This window comes from Rhizobium sp. PEPV16 (assembly GCF_008919455.1).
GTDB lineage: Bacteria > Pseudomonadota > Alphaproteobacteria > Rhizobiales > Rhizobiaceae > Rhizobium > Rhizobium leguminosarum_Q.
On record NZ_VSZV01000352.1, the window covers coordinates 1 to 22,361 of the forward strand.

The window sequence follows — 22,361 nt, forward strand, 5'->3', positions numbered from 1 at the left end:
GCCGGGCTGACGTGATCTTCCATCTTGCCGCGATCGTTTCCGGCGAAGCCGAGCGCAATTTCGAACTCGGCTACCGGGTCAATCTGGACGGCACGCGATCGCTATTGGAAGCGATCCGCCGGGAAGGAGCCCGCCAAGCCTATGTTCCCCGCTTCGTATTCTCCTCGTCGATCGCGGTCTATGGCTCGCCGTTTCCCGATCCCATTCCCGACGATTACGTGCTGGCGCCTCTGACCAGCTACGGAGTCCAGAAGGCGATATCCGAGCTTCTACTTGCCGACTATTCGCGGCGCGGCTTTATCGACGGCGTCGGAATTCGGTTGCCGACGATCGTGATCCGGCCGGGTGCGCCGAACGCCGCCGCATCGGGCTTCTTTTCCGGAATCCTGCGTGAACCGCTCGCAGGCCAGCGGGCTGTTCTTCCGGTCGAAGAAACGGTCAAGCACTGGCTGGCAAGCCCGCGATCCGCCATCAAGTTCCTGATCCATGCTGCGACGCTCGACACGGCGGCGCTGGGTGTTCGGCGCACGCTCACCATGCCAGGCGTCGCCGCCACCGTTGCCGACCAGATTGCCGCCTTGCGCCGTGCTGCCGGTCCCGAGGCGGCGGACTTGATCGATCGTCGCCGCGACGAGGTCATTGAAGGGATCGTCGCCGGATGGCCGAAGTCCTTTACGCCCGAACGCGCCACGCCACTGGGTTTTTCCGCCGAAACCACGGTGGACGAGCTGATCGAGGTCTATCTCGCCGAAGACGCTCCGGGTGCGTCCGGATGAGATTGAGGTGGGCTAAAATCGCCCGATAGGAGGAGATGACCGCCATGGAACACCCGCATATGCGAGGTTGCAGCGGCAGAAGGACTTGAGAAGATAAGGCCGCCGGCAAGATATACGAAAATACGAAGACATAGCATGTAGCGCTCGATTTCTGGGAGGAGTGGGTATGGCAGGCGTTCAATTCGCGGATGTGCGGAAATCATTCGGGTCATTTCCGGTGATCAAAGGCGTGGACATCGACATTGCCGACGGGGAGTTCGTGATCCTGGTCGGCCCGTCGGGTTGTGGAAAGTCCACTCTTCTGCGGATGCTGGCGGGACTTGAGAATATTTCCGGCGGTGAGATCAAGATCGGCGGGCGCGTGGTCAACACGCTGCCGCCCAAGGACCGCGACATCGCCATGGTGTTCCAGAACTATGCGCTCTATCCGCATATGACGGTGGAGCAGAACATGGGTTTCTCGCTGATGCTGAACAAGGCGCCGAAGGCGGAAGCCGAGAAGCGGGTGAAATATGCCGCCGGCATCCTCGGTCTCGACAAATTGCTCGACCGTTATCCGCGCCAGCTTTCCGGCGGCCAGCGCCAGCGTGTCGCCATGGGGCGGGCGATCGTCCGTGATCCGGAAGTCTTCCTGTTCGACGAACCGCTCTCCAACCTCGATGCGAAGCTGCGCGTCGCCATGCGCGCCGAAATCAAGGAACTCCACCAGCGGCTGAAAACGACGACGGTCTACGTCACCCATGACCAGATCGAGGCCATGACCATGGCCGACAAGATCGTCGTCATGCATGACGGCGTCGTCGAGCAGATCGGCACGCCGCTCGAGCTTTACGACAAGCCGGCCAATCTCTTCGTTGGCGGGTTCATCGGCTCGCCGGCGATGAACATGATCAAGGGCAGGCTCGACCCCGAAAACCCTAAAAGTTTCAAGGCGCCGGATGGCACGACGCTCCCGGTTTCCAATCCGCCTGCCGACGCCCTGGGCCGCGACCTCGTCTATGGGCTGCGCCCGGAATACATCCTGCTCGATGCCGATGGCCTGCCCGGTGAAATCGTGGTGATCGAGCCGACTGGCTACGAGACGCATCTTATCCTCAGGCTCGGCGGCAGCGATCTCAGCTGCGTCTTCCGCGAACGCGTCAGCGCGCGGCCGGGCGAGACCCTGCGCGTTGCGATCGACGCCGCGCATGTTCATCTCTTCGATGCCGAGAGCGGCCGGAGACTGACCGACTGATGCCGTCCAGCGGCTGCGCGGGGCGGAGGAGCCCCCGTCGCCCGCAGGCCGGCAGCACCCCGTTTCAGGGATGCAAGGACCGTCGTTCACCAAGCGGGAGGTGAATGGTGGGGAGTTCGCACCCGCTTTTTTGAAGAGGAGGAATATCATGAGGTTTAAGAGACGTGACTTTCTTGCCGCCTCGGCTGCCGTTGCCGGCGCCGCCGGCCTCGGCATCCGGCCGACCTTCGCGCAGGCCGAACCGACCTACACGCCGGAAAGCGGCGCCAGCCTGCGGCTGCTGCGCTGGACACCTTTCGTCAAGGGCGACGAGGAGGCCTGGATTGCAAACACCAAGAAGTTCACCGAAGCGACCGGCGTTGAGGTGCGCATTGACAAGGAAAGCTGGGAAGATATCCGCCCGAAGGCTGCCGTCGCGGCCAATGTCGGTTCCGGCCCGGACCTCATCATGTGCTGGTTCGACGACGCTCATCAGTATCCCGACAAGCTGGTCGACCTGACCGAGCTCGCCAACTATCTCGGAAACAAGTATGGCGGCTGGTATGACGGTGTGAAGGGCTATGCGGCGCGCGGCGACACCTTCATCGCCATGCCGCTGGCGGCAATCGGCAATGCGGTGGTCTATCGCGACACTCACGTGAAGGCAGCCGGCTTCAGCGAGTTCCCGAAAGACACGGCAGGCTTCCTCGAGCTTTGCAAGGCGATGAAAGCCAAGGGCACGCCGGCCGGCTTCCCGCACGGCAAGGCCGTCGGCGACGGCAACAACTACGCCCATTGGCTGCTTTGGAGCCACGGCGGCAAGATGGTCGACGAAGGCGGCAAGGTGACGATCAACAGCGCGGAAACGCTGGAGTCGATCAACTATGCCAAGGAGCTCTATGCGACCTTCATTCCGGGCACGGAAAGCTGGCAGGACGTCAACAACAACCGCGCCTTCCTCGCAGGCCAGGTGTCGCTGATCGCCAACGGCGTCTCGGTCTATTACACGGCCAAGAACGACCCGAAGCTCGCCGAGATCGCCAAGGACATCCGCACGACGAATTTCCCCGTCGGCCCGGTTGGCCAAAGCGTCGAGCTTTTCCAGACGAGCTCACTGCTTCTCTTCAAGCATACGAAGTATCCGGAGGCGGCGAAGGCCTACATCAAGTTCATGATGGAAGCCGACCAGATGAATGCCTGGATCCAGGGCTCAAGTGCCTATTGCTGCCAGCCGCTCAAGGCTTTCGCCAAGAACCCGATCTGGACATCCGATCCGATCCACGCGCCTTATGCACGTGCCTCGGAAAAGCTGCGCCCGAACGGCTATGCCGGCCCACTCGGCTATGCCTCGGCTGCGACCATGGCCGATTACGTTCTGGTCGACATGTATGCGGCGGCCGTCACCGGCCAGATGTCGCCCGAAGATGCGATGAAGGAAGCTGAACGGCGGGCAAACCGCTACTATCGCGTCTGAGCCGCGCGTCAAAGCAAGCGGCATGCCGGCTACGGCATGCCGCAAGCACTCTGCGAGTTCAAAACGTAATCTGGAGATAAGCAATGTCGATGGTGAATCCGGAGGATAGACGCGGGCCGATCTCTTCGCTCCTGCAGAACAACAATGTGCTGGGCTTCCTGTTCATGCTGCCGGCGGCGGTGTTCCTCGTCTGCTTTCTCACCTATCCACTGGGGCTCGGCGTCTGGCTCGGCTTCACCGACACGAGGATCGGCCGCGACGGCATCTTCATCGGGCTGGAGAACTACCAGTTCCTGATGGACGACGGCGTCTTCTGGCTGTCTGTCTTCAACACCATTCTCTATACCTCCGTCGCCTCGGTGCTAAAATTCGCGCTCGGCCTCTGGCTGGCGATGCTGCTCAACCAGCATCTGCCGTTCAAATCCTTCTTCCGGGCAATCGTGCTGCTTCCCTGGGTGGTGCCGACAGTGCTTTCGGCGCTCGCCTTCTGGTGGATCTACGATTCCCAATTCTCGATCATCTCCTGGTCGCTGATGCAACTGGGGCTGATCAGCGGACCGATCAACTTCCTCGGCGATCCCATAAATGCGCGCATATCCGTCATCGTCGCCAATGTCTGGCGCGGCATTCCCTTCGTGGCGATCTCGCTGCTTGCGGGGCTGCAGACCATTCCGGCGTCGCTGCAGGAGGCCGCCTCACTCGACGGCGCCACGAGCTGGCAGCGTTTCCGCTACGTGACACTGCCGATGTTGACGCCGATCATCGCCGTGGTGATGACCTTCTCGGTGCTCTTCACCTTCACCGATTTCCAGCTCATCTACGTGCTGACCAAGGGGGGACCCGTCAACGCGACGCATCTGATGGCGACGCTATCCTTCCAGCGCGGCATTCCCGGCGGTCAGCTCGGCGAGGGTGCGGCCATCGCGGTCGCCATGGTGCCCTTCCTGCTCGGCGCCATCATGTTCAGCTTCTTCGGGCTGCAACGGCGCAAATGGCAACAGGGCGGCCAGGATTAGAGGAGAGAATGACGATGTCGATAAATTCAAGCGCCGCCAATCAAGTCGTGACCGACAATGCCGAAGGCATGAGCTATCTGAACCGTCTGCCGCGGCGGATCGTGATGCTCTACCTGCCAATGGCCGTCTTCGTCTTCGTTCTGCTCTTTCCGTTCTACTGGATGGCGATCACCGCGGTGAAGCCGAACGAACAGCTGACCGACTACAGCAATTACAGCCCGTTCTGGGTGGTGGGACCGACGCTCGCGCACATCAAATACCTGTTCCTCGAAACCTCCTATCCCGGCTGGCTGTGGAACACGATGCTGGTCGCGGTCTGCTCCACCTTTCTCTCGCTGGTAGCCTCGGTCTTTGGCGCCTATGCCATCGAGCGTGTCCGCTTCACCGGCTCGCGTTCGGTCGGCCTCGTCATCTTCCTCGCCTATCTCGTGCCGCCGTCGATCCTCTTCATCCCGCTGGCCTTCATCGTCTTCAAGCTCGGGATCTATGACTCGCGGCTGGCACTGATCTTCACCTATCCGACCTTCCTAATTCCCTTCTGCACCTGGCTGCTGATGGGCTATTTCCGCTCGATTCCATTCGAGCTGGAGGAAAGCGCGCTGGTGGACGGCGCCAACAGGTGGCAGATTCTCACCAAGATCATTCTGCCGCTCGCCGTGCCGGGGCTGATTTCAGCTGGCATCTTCGCCTTCACGCTGTCCTGGAACGAATTCATCTATGCGCTGACTTTCATCCAGTCGTCGGAAAACAAAACCATCCCGGTCGGCGTGCTGACCGAACTGGTGCGCGGCGACGTCTTCGAATGGGGGGCACTGATGGCGGGCGCATTGTTCGGCTCGCTCCCGGTGGTCATCCTCTACTCGTTCTTCGTGGACTACTACGTCTCATCGATGACCGGCGCGGTAAAGGAGTGACAGCCTTTCCGCGGACACGCCTCTTGCTCCTGCAGCAGTTGCGACTGCCTGTTATCGTGTGCAGGAGGAGTGTCCGCAAGATGGGATCAGGGGCCTTCCCATCATGTATCGAAACCTCGTCTTGCCGAGATCGAATAATTGTAAATTGCGGCATAGCTCGTCGATACGAGCAGCGGAAATGCGATGGTCTTGAGTATTTCCGGTGTGCCGGTCGCCGCATGGATTGCCACGAGAATGCTGGCTGAGCCGAGACAAGCAATGAGAGGCGGCGCCCAAAATCGCGCAGATCCGACGAAACGCTTGGAAAGCCAGTCTATCACAGATTTCAGGAAAAGCGTCAGGCAGGCGGATATCGTACCCTGCACAAGCCCGGCATAGAGCGGCAATGGCATGGCGTGCGCGCGATTGGCGAAGACCGCCCAGCTGCCCATTGCCAAAGAGGCGAATAGAACATGGACAACGCCGCTGCGGAGAAGCCGGTGCAGTGCATTCGGCATCACAACGACCACCCGTGGCGGACAAGATGGTGCAACAGGGTCAGAGCCTGTTCTTCATCGCGGCGCGCAATATATCGTTGATCCGATCCTGCCAGCCAGGGCCATCTTCCTGGAAATAGGCAAGCACATCACTGTCGATCTTGAGCGAAACGAGCTCCTTTGTATTCGGCAGCGCCGGCCGCTCAACAGCCTGCTCCGGCTTCTTCTTCGCGGGTTTGAACAATGCTTCGGCAGCATCCATTGGATTGACAGGTCTGCGGGGTGAATTTGCCATCGTTATGACTTTCTATTGCCTGTCGGATCGACATATGAGCGGCATACGGGATCTCGGCTGCTTCGTCGACTATTTAGCTCGTTTCATCAGGGCGATCTAGCCGACCTGCTCGACCGCCGGCGTGCGGGAGCCATTGCCGGCAGGTTCTGGATGCCAGACCTGCCGACAATCTGGGCGTCAATCAGCCTTTTTGCGATACAGCAATGTCATGAGTGCGAGGACGCATCCCAAGACTCCGACGGATGCAAAGATGTAGAAGTTCCACTGCGGAGCCAGGCCTGCACCCAGAACCGCACCGCCGATGGCCGGTCCTATCATGCCTCCGATACGGCCGATGCCGAGCGAGAAACCAAGGCCGGTTCCGCGGATCTCGACCGGATAGAGGTTTCCAACGAGAACGTTGGCGAGGATCTGCGTACCGATCGTTCCCGTACCGGCAAGTGCGACGAGACCATAAACCTGGAGGCCCTGATCCACCTGCGTCAGCAACCAGATCGAGCAGGCACCGAGAAGAAACATCCCAGCCACGACTATTTTGACATTTCCGCGGTCGGCAATCCTTGCGCCGATCAGGAGGCCGACGGCCGCTCCGAGGTTGAGCGTTACGGAGAAGAGGAGGGCAGAACCGAGGTCATAGCCCATCTTGTTCATGATGGTCGGAAGCCAGTTGACCATGCCGAATGTGAGCAGAAGCGAACAGAAGTGAATGCCCCATGCGTTCAATGTCGGCAGCAGGCGACCTTCGGAAAACAGCGACCGGATGCCCACTTGTCGAAACGCAGCAGGCCTGGCTATAGGATTGGGCAGCCCGTACTGGTTTGCAATCTGGTTCGCTTCGGTCTGGCGGTTCTTCGTTGCCAGCCATTCGGGGGACTCGGGGATGAGACGGATGAAGAAAGGCAGAAGCAGGATCGGTGCACCGCCGATAATCATCAGTGGACGCCATCCGTATTTCTGTATCAGCAGCATTCCGAGGATACCCGAGATGATGCCGCCGGCCAGGTAACCCAGAAGAGCAATCGAATAGGCCATTGCCTTCCGTTTCGGCGGAGAAAACTCGATGATCAAAGCGGTTACCGTGGGAAAAAGAGCTCCAAGGCCCAGGCCGGCGAGAAAACGTGTTCCCTCGAAAGCGAGAAAGTTCGGCGCAAGACCGCTGCCGATCATCATCACGGAAAAGCTCAGCAGACTGCCGATGATGACCTTGCGACGACCTATCCTGTCAGCAAGTGTTCCGGCAACGAGAGCGCCCAGCAGCATACCGAACAGGGTGATGGAGGCAGCCCGTCCGACCATGCCCGGCGTCAGGCCCCAACTGGCTTCACCGAGCAAAGCCGGCGCGACTGCGCCGTAAACGATCAGGTCATAGCCGTCGAACAGGATCAGCAGACCGCAAAGGGCGATGATGATATTCGGGCTGCGAACGCGTTCGTTGATAATAGCGAGATCTTGTATGGCCAATGTTCCCTCCCCATACATTTGCGTACAGGAAGTACGCTCCTGCCAGCGGCAGGTCCGCGTCGATCCGTGTACAAATCCTCCTGGATCGTTGCCGGCGTGGTTCCTCCCAGCGCCAGACTCACCCGCAAACGGGCTATGTCAAGACAACGATGACACGCTATTAAATACTTGCGAATAAAATATTTGCAACTGCAAACTTTTCAGCTCGCAACTTTTCCCTTTCCGGACATTGCCGGCAGGTTGCTGTGCATGCGGCGCAGCGCCTTCTTCAGTGCTGCGACCTCCTCGTCCGACATGTCCTGAACCGCGGTGCGTTCAAGCTCGACGGCAAGCGGCATGAGCCTTTCGGTCAGCGCCTCGCCCTGCGGGGTCAGCCTTACGATGACGATGCGGCCATTATCTTCCGGACGTGTTCTCGACACCAGCTTGCGTTTGGCCAGTGTGCCGACGAGGCGCGACAGCGTCGAAATCTCGACAGAGACGACGTCGGCGAGATCCCCCAGGGTGCTCTCGCGGCGCTCCTTGAGCATGGCCAGAACCCGGTACATCGCCACGCTGAGATTGTCTTCGGCGATTCTCTGCGCGAACACCTCGGCTATCCGCACGCCGGCGCGATTGAGAAGATAAGGAACGGAATCGGTAAGTTTGTACATGTCTCTGTCTGCTGGCGGGATTTCGCTTGCTGAGGGCTCTCTCCGACATGCACCTAAATGACCGGAATGACAACACGATTGGCTTTCAGCCGTCGAGAAAGGCTGAGTAAGGCAAGCATTTTCCCGCTCAATTTATAAACTTGCATTGACAATAGTTGCAAATGCAATAATCTGGAAGCTAAGGAGACACGGGAGGAAATCATGTCTGCCACTGCTGCCCTCGGCATAGCGCCGGCCCCCGCACCCATCAGCGATGCGTTTCGATCGACCATGCGCCGTTTCCCGGCGACGGTGACGGTCATTTCTGCTTGCCGCAACGGTGCGGATCATGGAATGACGGCCACCGCCGTCACATCACTTTCGATGGATCCGCCATCTCTCATCATCTGCCTGAACAATCGCACCTACCTGCATGACATGCTGCTTGAGGTGCCGGAATTCGCAGTCAGCATTCTGACCGACAGGCAGGCAGCCGTATCGGAAGGTTTCAGCGGCAAGATTGCGCCTGAGCGTCGGTTCGACGCTGCCGATTGGGTTCGCCATGAGCGCGGCATGATGGTGCTGAATTCCGCTCATGCCTCGGTTGTCTGCCGCCGCATGGGCGCAGTTCCCTATGGAACGCATACGATCTTCATCGGGCAGGTGGTGGATACACGCCATTCCGAAAATACGATCGCGCTGATGTACGAGAATTCGAAATATTGCGCGCCACAGCACGCGCTTCCTGCATCCCAGAACTGAAGGTAGTTCCATGAACAATACAGCCGCCCTGTTTCCCGCCTCGGCGCGGGTCAAGACCGCATGTCTTGCAGATCGCATCGCCCCGGTGCTGGACGAAATCCGTGCCGGCGCGCGCGATACGGAAAAATCCGGCCGTGTGCCGGCGCGCGCTATCGATCTGCTGCGCTCCGCCGGCTATTTCGATATCGTCAAGCCGGCCCGTTTCGGCGGCGACGAAGGATCCTTTGCCGAGCTTGTCGATGCAAATATCGAGCTATCGTCGGCCTGCGCCTCCACCGGCTGGGTTGCCGGCCTCCTTTCCGCGCATCAATGGCTCCTTGCCATGTTCGATGAAAGGGTTCAGCAGGAGGTGTGGGGCAGCGATCCGGATGCGCTGCTCTGCGGTTCCTACGCGCCGGTCCGTATGGCGGAACGTGTCGAGGGGGGGTTCCGGCTATCCGGCGATTGGGCCTTTGCGAGCGGATGCGAAAATGCCCAATGGGCGCTCTGTGCGGCGATCATTCCGCCAAACGGCGAGGGGGAACGTCCTGTACCGGCGTTTCTTCTGGTTCCCGCCAGCGACTATACCATCGCCGAAACCTGGGACGTGGTCGGCCTCGCGGGCACCGGCTCAAAAAGCCTGATCCTTAAGGATGTCTTCGTTCCCGAATACCGCATATTGAGCTTTCCGGATGCGACCTCCGGCAGAACGCCGGGCGGACGTGGCTACAAGGGTATCGGGCTTTTCAACATTCCGCTCCTCATGGGAGTTCCGTTCTGCCTCGGCAGCGCGGCCGTCGGTGCGGCCAAGGGCGCACTGGATAGCTATATCGACCAGATCGGGACCCGTGTGACACGTGGCGCAGTGGCCGGCGGCAACAACAAGATCGCGGAGTTTCCGACGATCCAACTTCGCGTGGCGGAAGCCTCCGCATCCGTGGATGCCGCCCGCGAAATCATTCTGCGCGATATTGCCCGGGCGCAGCAACTAGCCCAGGCCCGCGAAGATGGTACCGGCGAGATCACCGAGGACGATCGGATTCTGGCCCGGCGGAGCCAGTCCTTTGCGGTCAGCCTGGCGCTTCGGGCCGTCGAAGCACTCAATGCATCGACAGGCGGCCTCGGCCTCCAGATGTCCAACCCCGTCCAGCGGGCGTGGCGCGATGCAAATGCCGTCGGGCGCCACATTTCCATGAATTGGGATGCCGTCGGCACCATGGCCGGCCAGCAGCTGCTCGGTCTTCCGCCCAAGGGACAATTCTGATCCGCCATCCTCAGCATTTCGATTCAAGACAGGAAAGAGAACATATCGTGCAAGGCAAGATCGCGCTTGAAGAACATTTCGCCATTCCCGAGACACTGCAGGATTCGGCTGGATTCGTGCCGGGCGACTACTGGACGGAGCTGTCCGCCCGTCTCCTGGATATCCAGGAAAAGCGTTTGCGGCTGATGGATGCCCACGGCATCGAGAAAATGATCCTGTCGCTGAACGCCCCGGCCGTGCAGGCGATCCCGGATAGGGCAAAGGCCCTGGAGATTTCCCGACGCGCCAACGACTTTCTGGCGGAGCAATGCGTCAAGAACCCGAACCGTTTCCTAGGATTTGCAGCTTTGCCTCTGCAGGATCCGGATGCGGCCGCGCAGGAATTGCAGCGCTGCGTGACAACGATGGGTTTCGTCGGCGCCCTGGTCAATGGTTTTTCGCAGGAAGGCGACGGAACGACGCCGCTTTACTACGACTTGCCGCAATACCGTCCGTTCTGGGCCGAAGTCGAAAAGCTCAACGTTCCCTTCTATCTGCATCCGCGCAACCCGCTGCCGCAGGATAGCCGGATCTATGCTGGCCATTCCTGGCTAATGGGTCCGACATGGGCGTTCGCGCAGGAGACTGCCGTTCATGCGCTGCGCCTGATGGGATCCGGCCTGTTTGACGAACATCCGGCTTTGCGGATCATCGTTGGCCACATGGGCGAGGGATTGCCATACATGATGTGGCGCATCGACAACCGGAATGCGTGGGTCAAGGTGGAAAAGAGCTATCCGGCCAAACGCCCGATTGCCGATTATTTCAACGAGAATTTCTACATCACGACGTCAGGGAATTTCCGCACGCAATCGTTGATCGATGCTATGCTGGAAATCGGCGCAGACCGAATTCTGTTCTCGGCAGACTGGCCATTCGAGAACATCGACCATGCTGCAAACTGGTTCGACAGCGCCACCATCTCCGAAGCCGACCGTCTGAAGATCGGTCGCACCAACGCAGTTTCACTCTTCAAACTCGATCGATAGCATGGTCGCACCTTTCAGATACACGGTCAGCGCGGCCCAGGTGATATTCGGGAGCGGCTCGTTGAGCCGTCTCGCCGATGCGATTGCAGGACGGGGCGGCAAGCGCGCCCTGATCCTTTCGACCCCGCACCAGAAAGCGGAGGCTGAACGGATCGCCGCATCCCTCGGCCCGCTTGCGGCGGGACTATTCCACGATGCGACGATGCATACGCCGGTCGATGTGACCGAGCGCGCGATGGCAGCATATAACGCAGCCGGCGCCGATTGCGTCGTCGCGATCGGCGGCGGATCGACGATCGGTCTCGGCAAGGCGATCGCCTATCGCAATGACGCGCTGCAAATCGTGGTGGCGACGACCTATGCGGGGTCGGAGGTTACACCGATCCTCGGCCAGACAGAGAACGGGCAGAAGACGACGGTCCGCGGGGCCGGCATCCTACCCGAAGTGGTGATCTACGACCCCGAATTGACATTGGGATTGCCGGTCAACATCAGCGTCAGCAGCGGGCTCAATGCGATGGCTCATGCGGTCGAAGGTCTCTACGCGCAGGATCGCAATCCCATTTCGTCAATGATGGCGGTCGAGGGTTTGCGCGCGCTGAAGCAGGCTTTGCCTCAAATCGCCAATGCACCTGGGGACATCGAGCCGCGAAGCGAAGCGCTTTACGGTTCCTGGCTGTGCGGCACGGTGCTCGGAGCAGTTGGAATGGCCCTGCATCACAAACTTTGCCATACGCTGGGCGGTAGCTTCGACCTGCCGCATGCCGAAACCCATGCGGTCATTCTTCCCCATTCTGCCGCCTACAACGCCGCAGCCGCAGCGGATGCGCTAAAGCCCGCTGCCGATCTTTTTGGCGGCTCGCTGGGCAGCGGTCTTTATGATTTTGCCGCTTCGATCGGCGCCCCTCTGGCGCTGCGAGATCTGGGTATGAAGGAAGTCGATCTGGACCATGCGGCGGAACTCGCCGCCCGGAACCCCTACTGGAACCCGCGCCCGATCGAACGGAAAGCGATCCGGGCTTTGTTGCAGAGCGCCTGGGAGGGCGCGCGGCCGCGTTAATGCTTTTGGAGGATGGCCACGTGCCTGAATATTTCACTGAAGAGAGATCCGTGGAAGCCGTCAACTCGCGGATGGGGCAGGGCGTTGATCCGCGCCTTGCCGAAGTCATGGCGTCGCTTGTCAAACACCTGCATGCCTTTGCCAAGGATATCAGCCTGACCCAGGAGGAATGGGAGTTGGCCATAGGCTTCCTGACCCGAACCGGCCATCTCTGCCATGACGAGCGACAGGAGTTCATCCTGCTCAGCGATACGCTAGGTTTGTCGATGCTGGTGGATGCGATCAACAACCGGCGTCCGCCAGGCGCCACGGAAAATACCGTGTTCGGACCGTTCCATGTCGAAGGTGCGCCCGTACGGCAGATGGGTGAAAACATCTCGCTCGACGGCAAGGGCGAGAGCTGTCTCTTCATCGGGCGGGTGCTCGATCTTAACGGCAATCCGATCGAGGGAGCCCGGATCGATGTATGGTCGGATAATTCCGATGGCTTCTACGACGTTCAGCAGCCGGATATTCAGCCGAAGTGGAACAACCGGGGCATTTTCGTCACCGGCGCAGATGGAGCCTATAGCTTTGTCGGCATAAAGCCGGTTTCCTATCCGATCCCGGATGATGGCCCGGTCGGCCAGATGCTGACGTCGCTCGGCCGCCATCCCTTCCGTCCTGCCCATACCCATTACCTGATCACGGCTTCAGGGTATCAGAAACTCGTAACCCACACGTTTGTCGGCGACGATCGCTATCTGGAATCCGATACGGTGTTCGGGGTGAAAAACAGCCTGGTCGCGCCTTTCCAGCGTGTCGATCACCCGACGGTCTGGCGCTCCGATTTCGATTTCGTGCTGACGCCGGTGGAGAATAGACAATGATCGTCGCCCGCTATGCGGTATCCGACCCCGGCAAGGCTGCCGAACGCTCAAGATTTCTCGATGAGCACAAGGCCTATCTGCATGGCGCGGCGATCCGCATCCTGCTGTCCGGACCTTCCGCAGCGCCGGCGGAGGGCAAGGGTTCCACCGCAATCGTGATGGCGCAAGTCGAAACGCTCGCCGAGTTCGAGGCCTTCAGCGCAGGAGACCCCTTCGTCCGCTCCGGCGTTTACGCGAGCGTCGATATATTCGAATGGCGGCCCAGTTTTGGGCTTCTTCTGGAGAATCTCTGATCGGCGTTTTGACCTTAGAGCAGGAGGATTTTAGGCCATATCGAAGACGGCGGCGTTGTCCTGAACCTCACGCAGCCCCTTGTAGGAGGCGTGGCGGAGATTGCCGTCATCCGTCCAGCCACGAAACTCGATCTCGGCGATCAACGTCGGCTGCACGAGGACGAGGCGCTTGCCCTTCAGGGGAATAACCGGCCGGCTCGTCTTCAACCGGTCCAGCGTCTTTTTCAGGTATTCAGCGTCGCTGGCAGTGAAACCGGTTCCGACGGAGCCAACGTAAATCCAATCGAGGCCTCGTCTGCCGGCCAACAATAGGCTGCCGATGCCGCCGCGGGCGGATGCAGACTGCTCATAGCCGACGATCATGAAGCTCTCGCTCTGGACGCACTTGATTTTCAGCCAATCGCCGGTGCGACCGCTGCGATAGGGTCGGTCGCGATGCTTGGCAATGATGCCTTCCAGATGACGATGGCAGGCGTGCTCAAGGAGCTCTTCGGCAGGCAGATCTATCTCCTCGGAGATGCGGATCGTCTGATTGTCGCCGTCCGGTATTAGGTCTTCAAGCAGGTGTCGGCGCACGTCAAGCTCGGTGCCTGTCAGAACGTGTCCATCGAGATAGAGAAGGTCGAAGGCAACGAGGATTGACTCGGTCGACACCCGCTTGCCGCCCCGCCCGCCGAGCGAACGTTGCAGGGCGCCAAAATCCGATCGGCCGTGATCATCGAGTACAACGGCCTCGCCGTCGAGAATGGCGGTTGTTACGCCAAGCTCTCTCGCTGCGGCGGCGATGGTGGGGAAGCGGTGGGTCCAGTCATGGCCGCCGCGGGTGATGACCCGCACGCCCTTCGGCTCTACGTAGATTGCCAATCGATAGCCATCCAACTTCACCTCATAGAGCCAATCCGGCCCCAGGGGCACAGTCGGCTTCAGCAGTGCGAGGCACGGCTCAATGCGCGTCGGCATTGGATCGAAGGGCAGACTGGGCTGGTCAGGATCGCGCTTGCGGATCGGACGAGACTGCAGCGTTGAGTGAGATTCATCAAGCAAGGGCAGAATTGGGCGGCGCGAGCGCGTCATGATCAGGCCTAGCGCCTCCCCGGGCGGTTTTCCGCTTCGACCGACTTGCGCAGGGCATCCATGATGTTGATGACATTGCTTGGTGCCGGCTCTTGCTTTTCCTTGGACTTGGACGTTGTCCTGCTCGGCTTTTTCATCTGCTTCTTCTTCGCGTCGATGATGTCGAGGAGCTTGTCCTGAACCGGATCGGAAACCATCTTCGGGCTCCAGTGCTGCGTCTGCTTTTTGATGAGCTGCTGGACAAGCGGCATCATTTCGCTGTCGGCAGGCTGGTCATCGACTCTCTCGAAATAGGTCTCTGCATCGCGCACCTCATCCCCATAACGCAGCGTCCAAAGTACGATGCCCTTGCCGCGTGGCTCCAACATGACGGCGCGTTCCCGTCTCGAGATTACCAGTCTTGATATGCCGACCATATTCTCGGCGGCCATGGCGTCGCGGATGACCGAAAACGCCTCCTGACCGACCGGATCGTCCGGAGAAAGATAGTAGGGCGTATCGAGCCAGATCCAGTCGACGCCGTCGCGCGGTGCGAAAACTTCGATGTCGATCGTCTTGGTACTGTCGAGCGCGATACTTTCGAGTTCCTCGTCTTCCAGGATGACGTACTCGTTCTCACCACGTTGATAGCCCTTGACCTCGTCCTCATCCTTCACCTCCTTGCCGGTGACGGAATCCACGTAATGGCTGACGACGCGGTTCTGCGTCTCTCGGTTCAAGGTGTGGAAGCGGACCTTCTCGTTTTCCGAGGTCGCCGGCATCATCTGCACGGGGCAGGTGACAAGCGAGAGCTTGAGGTAGCCTTTCCAGTGGGGACGAAGGGCCATGGCATCCTCCGATCAGCTGGCGCGGCGGTGTTGAGCGGCGCCGGTGCCGCGCGACTTCGACGATGTAGCACGCGCTGCCTTCTGGCGACCTTTTCCGGCATTTGCGTTAGCTGCGGTGCGCTTGTTCTTGGCGGGCGCGGACATTCCGGCACTTTCACGCAGCGCCTGAAGCAGGTCGCTCGGCTTTGATGCGGGGGGTGCCTTCTTCTTCGGCAGCGTACGGCCCTCGATCTTGGCCTTCACCAGCTCGGCGACCGCCTCCTCATAGCGATCATCGAACTGCTTCGGATCAAATTCACCTTTCTTCGTATTGATGATGTGCTTGGCGAGTTCCAGCATCTCGCCTTCGATCTTCAGGTCCGGCATTTCCTCGAAAGCCTTTTGCGACGAACGGACCTCATAGTCATAGTTCAAGGTGGAGCCGACCAAGCCGTTGCCGTGCGGCCGAATGAGAACGGTACGCAGACGCCGGAACAAGACCGTACGAGCAATTGCAGCAACCTTGGCCTTTTTCATGCCGTCGCGCAGCAGTTTATAGGCGTCTCCGCCTAACTTGTCGGGAGCAAGGTAGTATGGCTTGTCGAAATAGACATCGTCGACTTCATCGCAGGGAATGAACGCCTCGACCGTAAGTGTCTTATCGCTGTTCGGAATCGCGGCCGCGACTTCGTCGGGTTCAAGGACGACATATCGCCCGTCCTCGATCTCGAAACCTTTGACCTGATCCTCGCGCTCGACGGGATCGCCGGTTTCGCTGTCGACGAACTCACGCCGAACCCGATTGCCAGTCTTTCGGTTAAGGGTGTTGAATGCGATCCGTTCGGACGAGGATGCGGCCGTGTAGAGCGCGACGGGAAACGCAACTTCTCCAAACTTGATGTAGCCTTTCCAATTCGCCCGCGGGGCAACCATCTGCGCGACTCCCTCACACAACCAACGCGAGTCAACTCAATCACCCGGCTGATTGTTCCGCCGCGAAACGAATCTAATTTCAAGGACTTAACGGACGACAACCTCCCGTATTCCGCGTCTGGAGATGTTCTTGATTCGATGCATCTTTTTGCCACGGCGTGCGATTCAAGAAGACGGCAACCACAGGAATAGATGACATGACCAAGCGCGAACTGATCGATACCGGCACCGACGACGCTATGTCCGCCGTAATAAGCAGGGACAGTTTAAGGAGAGCGATGACGTCGGTCGCTCGCTAGCTGCCAAACGGCCAAGACGAAAGCAAAGGCCGGCGAGGGCGACCAAGGCGATCACAACATCAAGCATTGACGAGGTCGCCAACCGCATCGACCTCTTCGGCCAGACAGCCGATGCAGGTCATCTTGCCGCCGACAAGCCGTTTTTCTTGGTCGCGGCAGGATCAGCGGGCGCTGTACTTTGCGTCGAGATCATCCATGGCCTTGACGTTACCGGCAGACCGGCCGTTCTCGTCGAAGGTCTGGGCAAGAAATGCATCAGCGATCGACTTTGCAAGCTCGGTTCCGATGACGCGGGCTCCCATGGTGATGATCTGCGCATTGTTGGAAAGCGCTGCACGCTCGGCAGAATAGGTGTCGTGCGTCAGGGCGGCGCGGATGCCCGGAACCTTGTTGGCCGAGATGCACACACCGATGCCGGTGCCGCAAACGAGGATCGCCTTGTCGTAGGTGCCGTCGATGACGCCTGAGGCGACGCGATCCGAGAGGTTGGCGTAGAAAGGATCGGCACCGGCGCTGGTGCGCGAGACTTCGTAGACGTCGAAGCGCTCTTTCAGATGGTCGGCCAGGATCTTGGCGAGGCCTTCGCCGGCACTGTCTCCTGCAATGGCAAGCTTCATTGTCTCTCCTCAGAGTTTGGCGGCGCATCTGGCCAGGATGTCGAGGTAACCTTCGACATTCCAGGCCGAACGGCCAATGAAGAGCCCGTCGATATGCGGGCTCGAGATCAGTTCTTCGCAGTTCTGCGGGTTGACCGACCCGCCGTAGAGGCAGCGGATCTTCCGGCCCAGCACAGTTTCGGCAACGGCGATGATTTCAGACTGGCGGGCATCCGCATAATCCGCAGTCGCCGGGATGCCCTTCTCGCCGATCGCCCAGACGGGCTCGTAGGCAAGCAGGATTTCGGCGCTTTTCTGGGCGCCGGAAAGTTTCGAAAGCGCGCCGCGCACCTGGGTTGCGAGCATGTCGGCGGCCTTTCCGCTTTCGCGGTCGGAAAGCGTCTCGCCAATGCAGATCAGCGGAATGAGACCGTGGCGAACCGCCGCTTCGGTCTTCAGACCCACAGTCTCGTCGGTCTCTGCAAAATGTTCGCGCCGTTCGGAATGACCGAGCTCGACGAGATCAAGATTGCAGTCCTTCAGCATCACCGGCGAGACTTCGCCGGTCCAGGCGCCCTGGTCGGCCCAATGCATGTTCTGCGCGCCGACCTTCACCGATGTCTTGGCAAGCATCGCCTTGACCTCGCGCACCGCTGTGAAAGACGGAATGACGAAGCGCTGGATACGCGGGTCGCGCGCGGCATCGGCAGCTTCGAGGCCGTGGGCGAAGTGCTCTGCTTCAGCAAGCGTCTTGTTCATCTTCCAGCTGGTGCCAATCCAGAAGCGCGGCTTTTCGGTCATGTCGGATCCTGCGTTAATGCGATGGTGAGCGTGATGCCCGCCTGCTCGAATTCCTCGAGGACAGCGGCGTCCGGTGCGCTGTCGGTGATAACGGCGTCGAAGTCGGCCAGATCCGCCATGACATGCAGGGCGGTGTGGCCGATGCGCTGATGGTTGACCAGAAGACAGGTCCTGGTCGACGACGCGATCATCGCCCGCTTGGCACGCACGACGTTGTCGTCCATGTGATAGGCAAGCTTGCCGCTGACGGCGGGCGTCGAAATGAAGGCTATGTCGGCCCTCAGCCGCGACAATGCCTCCTCGGTGACGACGCCGAGATAGGCGTTGAATTTGGCCGAGTAGATGCCGCCAAGCGCGATCAGCGTGATGCCGGCTTCGCCTTTCAGCCGCTCCATGATCGCCGCGTTGTTGGTGATCAACGTCAGCGGCCGCTTCTGCAGCAGCATCTCGCCGAGCACGGCCGCCATCGAGCCGTCGTTTACCATCACCGTCATCCCCGGCTCGACCAGTTCCAGCGCGGTCTCAGCCATAGCCAGCTTGGCCTCGTTGCCCTGGCGCTCGCGAATCCGGAAATCGCTTTCGAACTGCGTTCCGGCGTCAATGGTCGCGCCGCCGCGAATCTTGCGCAGGACGCCGGCCAGCTCGAGATCATCGAGATCGCGATGGATCGTCATCTTCGACACGGTGAAGCGATCGGCGAGGTCGTCGAGATCGACGGTCTTGTTTTCGACGAGCAGGTTGACGATCAACTGCTGCCGCTCTTCCCGCCTCATCCTGATCTCCACTCCTGTTTGACGTTAAGATAACAGAACACACGTTATAATCAACATTTATTATGTTATTTTGCGATTAAATGTTGTTGCTTTCGTGTTACTTCAGCAATGCCTGGGCGGTTCGTTCGTCGGTGATCAGCCCGAAAAGGCGGCGGCTATTCAGAATTGCCCGGATGGCAGCCACTTTCGACTGTCCGCCCGCCAGCGCCACGAGCCGCTCTTTCTTGGTTTTGGGAAAAGATGCAGAGAGCGTGCGCGCCGTCAGCGCGGTCTCGAGGATATGGCCGTCGGCGTCGAAAAAATGTCCGAGGATTTCGCCGACGCCGCCCGCGGCAGCGATGTCGTCGATTTCACCGGGCTCGACCATGCCGGACAAAACCAGCTGCGCCTCGGCATCGACAGTTCCCAGGCCGACGAGCTTCAGATCGGCATTGTTGGCAAGATCGAAGACCTCCTTGACGGCACGCTGCGCCTTCAGCACTTCGCGGTCCTCGCCGGTATTGGCGAAAAAGGGAACCGGCATCACATAGGCATGGGCGCCGGTCTTTTCGGCGATGCGATGCATCACGTCATAGGGATTGGCGCCGTAGTTTCGTGTCAGCCCGCCAAGCAACGAGACGAAGCGCAGGTTCTTCGCGCTCACCCTCGGCATATATTGGACGGCGGCGGAAAGCGTGCGGCCATGACCAAGGCCGATCACCGTATTGTCGCCGCGCTCGATCTCGCGCTTGAGATAGCCGGCACCGGCATGGCCGAGTGCACGCAGCGGCAAGCCTTCCTCGCCGAGATCGGGTGCGACCTCGCAATATTGAAGCCCGAACCGCTCCGAAAGCCGCATCTCCAGCTCGACGCATTCGACGATATCCCCGTCGATGGTAACTTTGACGACGCCATCGGCGACCGCTCTGGCGATCAGGCGATGGGCCTTTACCGACGGCACACCGAGGCGGCGAGCAACGTCGGACTGCGTCAGGCCACCGGCATAGTGAAGCCAGGCAGCACGCACGGCAAGCGTATCATCGGCGTCCGTCATCACGGCTCCTTTTCGAAGGTCATGCGGCGATTCCGCCGTATCGCAGTGCTGCCTTTTAAAGATCTCCGCCTCAGATGTTCAAGTCGGCGACGCCGGTGTCGATATGCGGCGCCCAGAAGGCGACGCTTTCGGCAATCTGCGGGATGACCTGGCGATCGTTCGGCTCGCGTTCCTTGAAGGAGAGTTCCAGGCAGATTTCATTGTCCTTCGCCCCACCTTCGGCCAGTGCCTGGAGCAGAGGCGCCGGCTGGATGCGGCCCTTGGCGTTGAATTCGGCGGTAAAGGGCCGGTGCCCGCCCTTGTCCATCAGGCTCTGTTTGATGTGGATGATCGGCGATACCGGCGGGACGGCGCGTGCCCAGGCATAGGGGTCGTAGTCGTCGGGATCGGCGGAGGTGACGTCGCCATGATCGATATCCGCCATCATCCACATCGGGATGGCCATTCCGGCGGCTGTCAGCCGCTCCTGCAGCGACAGGCAGGCGCCGATCGTCTCGCCGAACTCGCGGCCGATGCTCATCGGCTCCCAGAACATGTAGGAGAGTCCTGCGGCGCGCGCGTGCTCGGCGACATCGGCCCAACAATCGATCGCGATCTTGATCAGTTCCTCGCGCCTGGCCGGATGGTCGAAGTCCTTATAGGTGAAGATCGCAAATTGCGTGCCGACCGAATGGCCGCCGAGATCGGCGGTGATGTCGGCAAAGATCTTGAACCAGTCGACGTAGTAGCGGCGCACATCGGCATCCGGATGTCCGAAATGATTGAGGCGCCCATAGGGGCCCGTCATGCCCGACGTGACCCGCACGCCGGTGCGCTTCAGGGCATCGCTCATCTTGCGCGTCAGGCGGCTGATCACCGGCGCCTGCCAGCTCGGATTGATGAATTCGTGGGTTAGCTGGAGGTCGCGGATCCGCAAATCACGCGCAACCGTGTCGATCAGATCGTCTGGGTCGGCGAAGCGGTTCACCAGCGGATTGGTATTGAGCGAAAGGGTCAGCGGCATGGCGGCATCCTTCAAGCGGCGGCAAGGCGGGTGGAAGCAAACCACTCGCCGAAGGCCGCGCGTTCCGCTTCGTTCAGATGGAGGTAGTGTTTGGTGCGGCGATAGAGGATATCGTCGGCCGTTTCGGCCCATTCCGTGGCGACGAGATAGCGGGCCTCGGCCTCGTAGAGCTGTCCGCCGAAATGCCGCCCCAGCCCGTCTATGCCAGTCGCACCAGCAACCACATTCCTGGCGCGGGCGCCATAGAGACGGCCGTAGTGATGCACGAGCTTGCGCGGCATCCAGGGATAAATATCGCGCAGGCTGTTGGCGAAGCTCTCGTAATCAGCATTCGGAATTTCGCCGCCCGGCAGCGGCGCTTTCTCCGTCCAGTCGCCTCCCATATTCGGGAAAATATGCTTGAGACGCTGCATGCCGCGTTCGGCGAGCTCGCGGAATGTAGTGATCTTGCCGCCGAAGACGTTGAGCAGCGGAGCGCCGCCTGTCTCGTCGAGATCGAAGACATAGTCGCGGGTAACGGCGGACGGGTTGCCCTTGCCATCGTCAAACAGCGGGCGCACGCCGGAGAAGCTGTGCAGCACATCGTGGCGACGCAGCTTTTCCTTGAAGTAGCGATTGACCGCCTGGAGCAGATACTCGATTTCCGTCTCGTCGGCGGCAACATCCTCGGCCCGGCCTTCGTAAGCGATATCGGTCGTCCCGATCAACGCCTTATCGCCCTCATAGGGATTGATGAAAATGACGCGCTTGTCGTGGTTCTGCACCAGATAGGCATTGGCGCCTGCCCAGAACTTCGGCACGATGATGTGGCTGCCCTTGACGAGGCGGACGTTGCGGCCGGAGTTCGAACCTGCGACGCGATTGATGATGTCCATCACCCAGGGGCCGGCGCAGTTCACCAGACATTTGGCACGGAAGGTTCGCGTCTCCCCCGTGGTGTTGCTTTTGGTGACCACGGTCCAACCGCCATTCTCGCGGCGGGCCGACACGGCGGGCGAGCGGGTCAGCACCAGGGCGCCGTTTTCCGCTGCGCTGACCGCATTCAAGGTCACGAGGCGGGCGTCGTCGACCCAGCAATCGGAATATTCAAAACCGCGTGTGTATTGATCGAGGATCGGCGTGCCTTCCGGGTCGCGGAGCAGATTGAGCGTGCGGGTCCCGGGCAGTTTCTTGCGGCCGCCGAGATGATCATAGAGGAAGAGGCCGAGCCGCACGAGCCATGCGGGGCGATCTTCCGGGCTGTGCGGCAGGACGAAGCGCATCGGCCAGATGATATGCGGCGCGGCATTGAGCAGCACTTCACGCTCGATCAGCGCCTCACGCACCAGGCGGAATTCGTAATATTCGAGGTAACGCAGACCGCCATGCACCAGCTTGCCCGAACGCGACGACGTTCCCTGTGCCAGGTCGTCCTTTTCGCACAGCACGACCTTCAGGCCGCGGCCGGCAGCATCGCGTGCTATCCCCGCGCCGTTGATGCCTCCGCCGATGACGAAGAGATCCAGGAGTTCGGGTTCGGTCATGTCATGCT

Annotated in this window: 24 protein-coding genes; 11 read left to right on the forward strand and 13 right to left on the reverse strand. The window is 60.2% G+C overall.

Annotated features, from left to right (window positions below; all coding sequences use genetic code 11):
* From denD to FY112_RS31495, 5 genes are all read left to right on the forward strand, one after another.
* Positions 1 to 776 (forward strand): D-erythronate dehydrogenase (gene denD / locus FY112_RS31475; RefSeq protein ID WP_151520150.1); only part of this gene is annotated, 776 nt, incomplete at its 5' end.
* A 166-nt stretch (positions 777 to 942) separates the two neighbouring features.
* Complete coding sequence (gene ugpC, locus FY112_RS31480) at positions 943 to 2,010, forward strand: sn-glycerol-3-phosphate ABC transporter ATP-binding protein UgpC (protein WP_017956495.1); 1,068 nt, start codon at positions 943 to 945, stop codon at positions 2,008 to 2,010.
* Between the two features lie 148 nt (positions 2,011 to 2,158).
* Positions 2,159 to 3,463, forward strand: a complete 1,305-nt coding sequence (locus tag FY112_RS31485) for an ABC transporter substrate-binding protein (RefSeq protein ID WP_151520151.1) — start codon at positions 2,159 to 2,161, stop codon at positions 3,461 to 3,463.
* A gap of 83 nt (positions 3,464 to 3,546) precedes the next feature.
* Positions 3,547 to 4,479, forward strand: coding sequence for a sugar ABC transporter permease (locus FY112_RS31490; protein WP_017956497.1), 933 nt, complete (start codon positions 3,547 to 3,549; stop codon positions 4,477 to 4,479).
* Positions 4,480 to 4,493: 14 nt separating this feature from the next.
* Positions 4,494 to 5,393: a carbohydrate ABC transporter permease gene (locus FY112_RS31495; RefSeq protein ID WP_151520152.1), complete on the forward strand. Its 900-nt coding sequence runs from the start codon at positions 4,494 to 4,496 to the stop codon at positions 5,391 to 5,393.
* Between the two features lie 101 nt (positions 5,394 to 5,494).
* Here FY112_RS31495 and FY112_RS31500 read toward each other — a convergent pair whose 3' ends face one another.
* The 4 genes from FY112_RS31500 to FY112_RS31515 form a co-directional block, all read right to left on the reverse strand.
* Positions 5,495 to 5,890 carry a hypothetical protein gene (locus FY112_RS31500; RefSeq protein ID WP_032998953.1) on the reverse strand — a complete coding sequence of 132 codons (396 nt, stop codon included), beginning with the start codon at positions 5,888 to 5,890 and terminating at the stop codon, positions 5,495 to 5,497.
* Positions 5,891 to 5,930: 40 nt separating this feature from the next.
* Entirely contained in the window at positions 5,931 to 6,164 is a 234-nt protein-coding gene (locus FY112_RS31505; protein WP_017956500.1) for a BrnA antitoxin family protein, read from the reverse strand.
* A 177-nt stretch (positions 6,165 to 6,341) separates the two neighbouring features.
* Positions 6,342 to 7,643: an aromatic acid/H+ symport family MFS transporter gene (locus FY112_RS31510; RefSeq protein ID WP_170269190.1), complete on the reverse strand. Its 1,302-nt coding sequence runs from the start codon at positions 7,641 to 7,643 to the stop codon at positions 6,342 to 6,344.
* A gap of 182 nt (positions 7,644 to 7,825) precedes the next feature.
* Positions 7,826 to 8,278, reverse strand: coding sequence for a MarR family transcriptional regulator (locus FY112_RS31515; protein ID WP_003562469.1), 453 nt, complete (start codon positions 8,276 to 8,278; stop codon positions 7,826 to 7,828).
* A 201-nt stretch (positions 8,279 to 8,479) separates the two neighbouring features.
* Between FY112_RS31515 and FY112_RS31520 the strand changes: the two genes are divergently transcribed.
* From FY112_RS31520 to FY112_RS31545, 6 genes are read left to right on the forward strand one after another with little or no spacing between them, the layout of a single operon-like run.
* Positions 8,480 to 9,019 (forward strand): flavin reductase family protein, encoded by a 540-nt coding sequence (locus tag FY112_RS31520; RefSeq protein ID WP_017956502.1) that lies wholly within the window; start codon positions 8,480 to 8,482, stop codon positions 9,017 to 9,019.
* Between the two features lie 10 nt (positions 9,020 to 9,029).
* Positions 9,030 to 10,262 (forward strand): flavin-dependent monooxygenase, encoded by a 1,233-nt coding sequence (locus FY112_RS31525; protein ID WP_151520153.1) that lies wholly within the window; start codon positions 9,030 to 9,032, stop codon positions 10,260 to 10,262.
* Between the two features lie 47 nt (positions 10,263 to 10,309).
* Positions 10,310 to 11,290: a gamma-resorcylate decarboxylase gene (gene tsdA / locus FY112_RS31530; RefSeq protein WP_151520154.1), complete on the forward strand. Its 981-nt coding sequence runs from the start codon at positions 10,310 to 10,312 to the stop codon at positions 11,288 to 11,290.
* A 1-nt stretch (position 11,291) separates the two neighbouring features.
* A complete protein-coding gene (locus FY112_RS31535; protein WP_151520155.1) occupies positions 11,292 to 12,350 on the forward strand; it encodes a maleylacetate reductase in 1,059 nt (352 codons plus the stop codon).
* 20 nt (positions 12,351 to 12,370) lie between these two features.
* Positions 12,371 to 13,219, forward strand: coding sequence for a dioxygenase (locus FY112_RS31540; protein WP_151520156.1), 849 nt, complete (start codon positions 12,371 to 12,373; stop codon positions 13,217 to 13,219).
* Positions 13,216 to 13,512 carry a YciI family protein gene (locus FY112_RS31545; protein WP_131708154.1) on the forward strand — a complete coding sequence of 99 codons (297 nt, stop codon included), beginning with the start codon at positions 13,216 to 13,218 and terminating at the stop codon, positions 13,510 to 13,512. Before FY112_RS31540 ends, FY112_RS31545 begins: the two co-directional genes overlap by 4 nt.
* Positions 13,513 to 13,542: 30 nt before the next feature.
* Here the strand turns inward: FY112_RS31545 and ligD are convergent, their stop codons facing one another.
* The 9 genes from ligD to FY112_RS31590 form a co-directional block, all read right to left on the reverse strand.
* Complete coding sequence (ligD, locus tag FY112_RS31550; RefSeq protein ID WP_151520157.1) at positions 13,543 to 14,586, reverse strand: non-homologous end-joining DNA ligase; 1,044 nt, start codon at positions 14,584 to 14,586, stop codon at positions 13,543 to 13,545.
* 8 nt (positions 14,587 to 14,594) lie between these two features.
* Positions 14,595 to 15,413: a Ku protein gene (locus FY112_RS31555; RefSeq protein WP_065282696.1), complete on the reverse strand. Its 819-nt coding sequence runs from the start codon at positions 15,411 to 15,413 to the stop codon at positions 14,595 to 14,597.
* 12 nt (positions 15,414 to 15,425) lie between these two features.
* Entirely contained in the window at positions 15,426 to 16,325 is a 900-nt protein-coding gene (locus tag FY112_RS31560) for a Ku protein (protein ID WP_151520158.1), read from the reverse strand.
* Between the two features lie 460 nt (positions 16,326 to 16,785).
* Complete coding sequence (locus FY112_RS31565; RefSeq protein WP_017996196.1) at positions 16,786 to 17,241, reverse strand: RpiB/LacA/LacB family sugar-phosphate isomerase; 456 nt, start codon at positions 17,239 to 17,241, stop codon at positions 16,786 to 16,788.
* A gap of 9 nt (positions 17,242 to 17,250) precedes the next feature.
* Positions 17,251 to 18,021 (reverse strand): triose-phosphate isomerase, encoded by a 771-nt coding sequence (locus FY112_RS31570; protein ID WP_151520159.1) that lies wholly within the window; start codon positions 18,019 to 18,021, stop codon positions 17,251 to 17,253.
* The gene (locus FY112_RS31575) at positions 18,018 to 18,794 is read right to left on the reverse strand and encodes a DeoR/GlpR family DNA-binding transcription regulator (RefSeq protein WP_151520160.1); all 777 of its coding nucleotides are present in this window, start codon (positions 18,792 to 18,794) and stop codon (positions 18,018 to 18,020) included. Before FY112_RS31575 ends, FY112_RS31570 begins: the two co-directional genes overlap by 4 nt.
* A gap of 97 nt (positions 18,795 to 18,891) precedes the next feature.
* The gene (locus FY112_RS31580) at positions 18,892 to 19,827 is read right to left on the reverse strand and encodes a sugar-binding transcriptional regulator (protein WP_065282691.1); all 936 of its coding nucleotides are present in this window, start codon (positions 19,825 to 19,827) and stop codon (positions 18,892 to 18,894) included.
* Positions 19,828 to 19,897: 70 nt separating this feature from the next.
* On the reverse strand, positions 19,898 to 20,830 hold the full coding sequence (locus FY112_RS31585) for a TIM barrel protein (protein WP_151520161.1): 933 nt from the start codon (positions 20,828 to 20,830) through the stop codon (positions 19,898 to 19,900).
* Positions 20,831 to 20,841: 11 nt separating this feature from the next.
* Positions 20,842 to 22,353, reverse strand: a complete 1,512-nt coding sequence (locus FY112_RS31590; RefSeq protein WP_151520162.1) for a glycerol-3-phosphate dehydrogenase — start codon at positions 22,351 to 22,353, stop codon at positions 20,842 to 20,844.
* Positions 22,354 to 22,361: the final 8 nt, after the last annotated feature.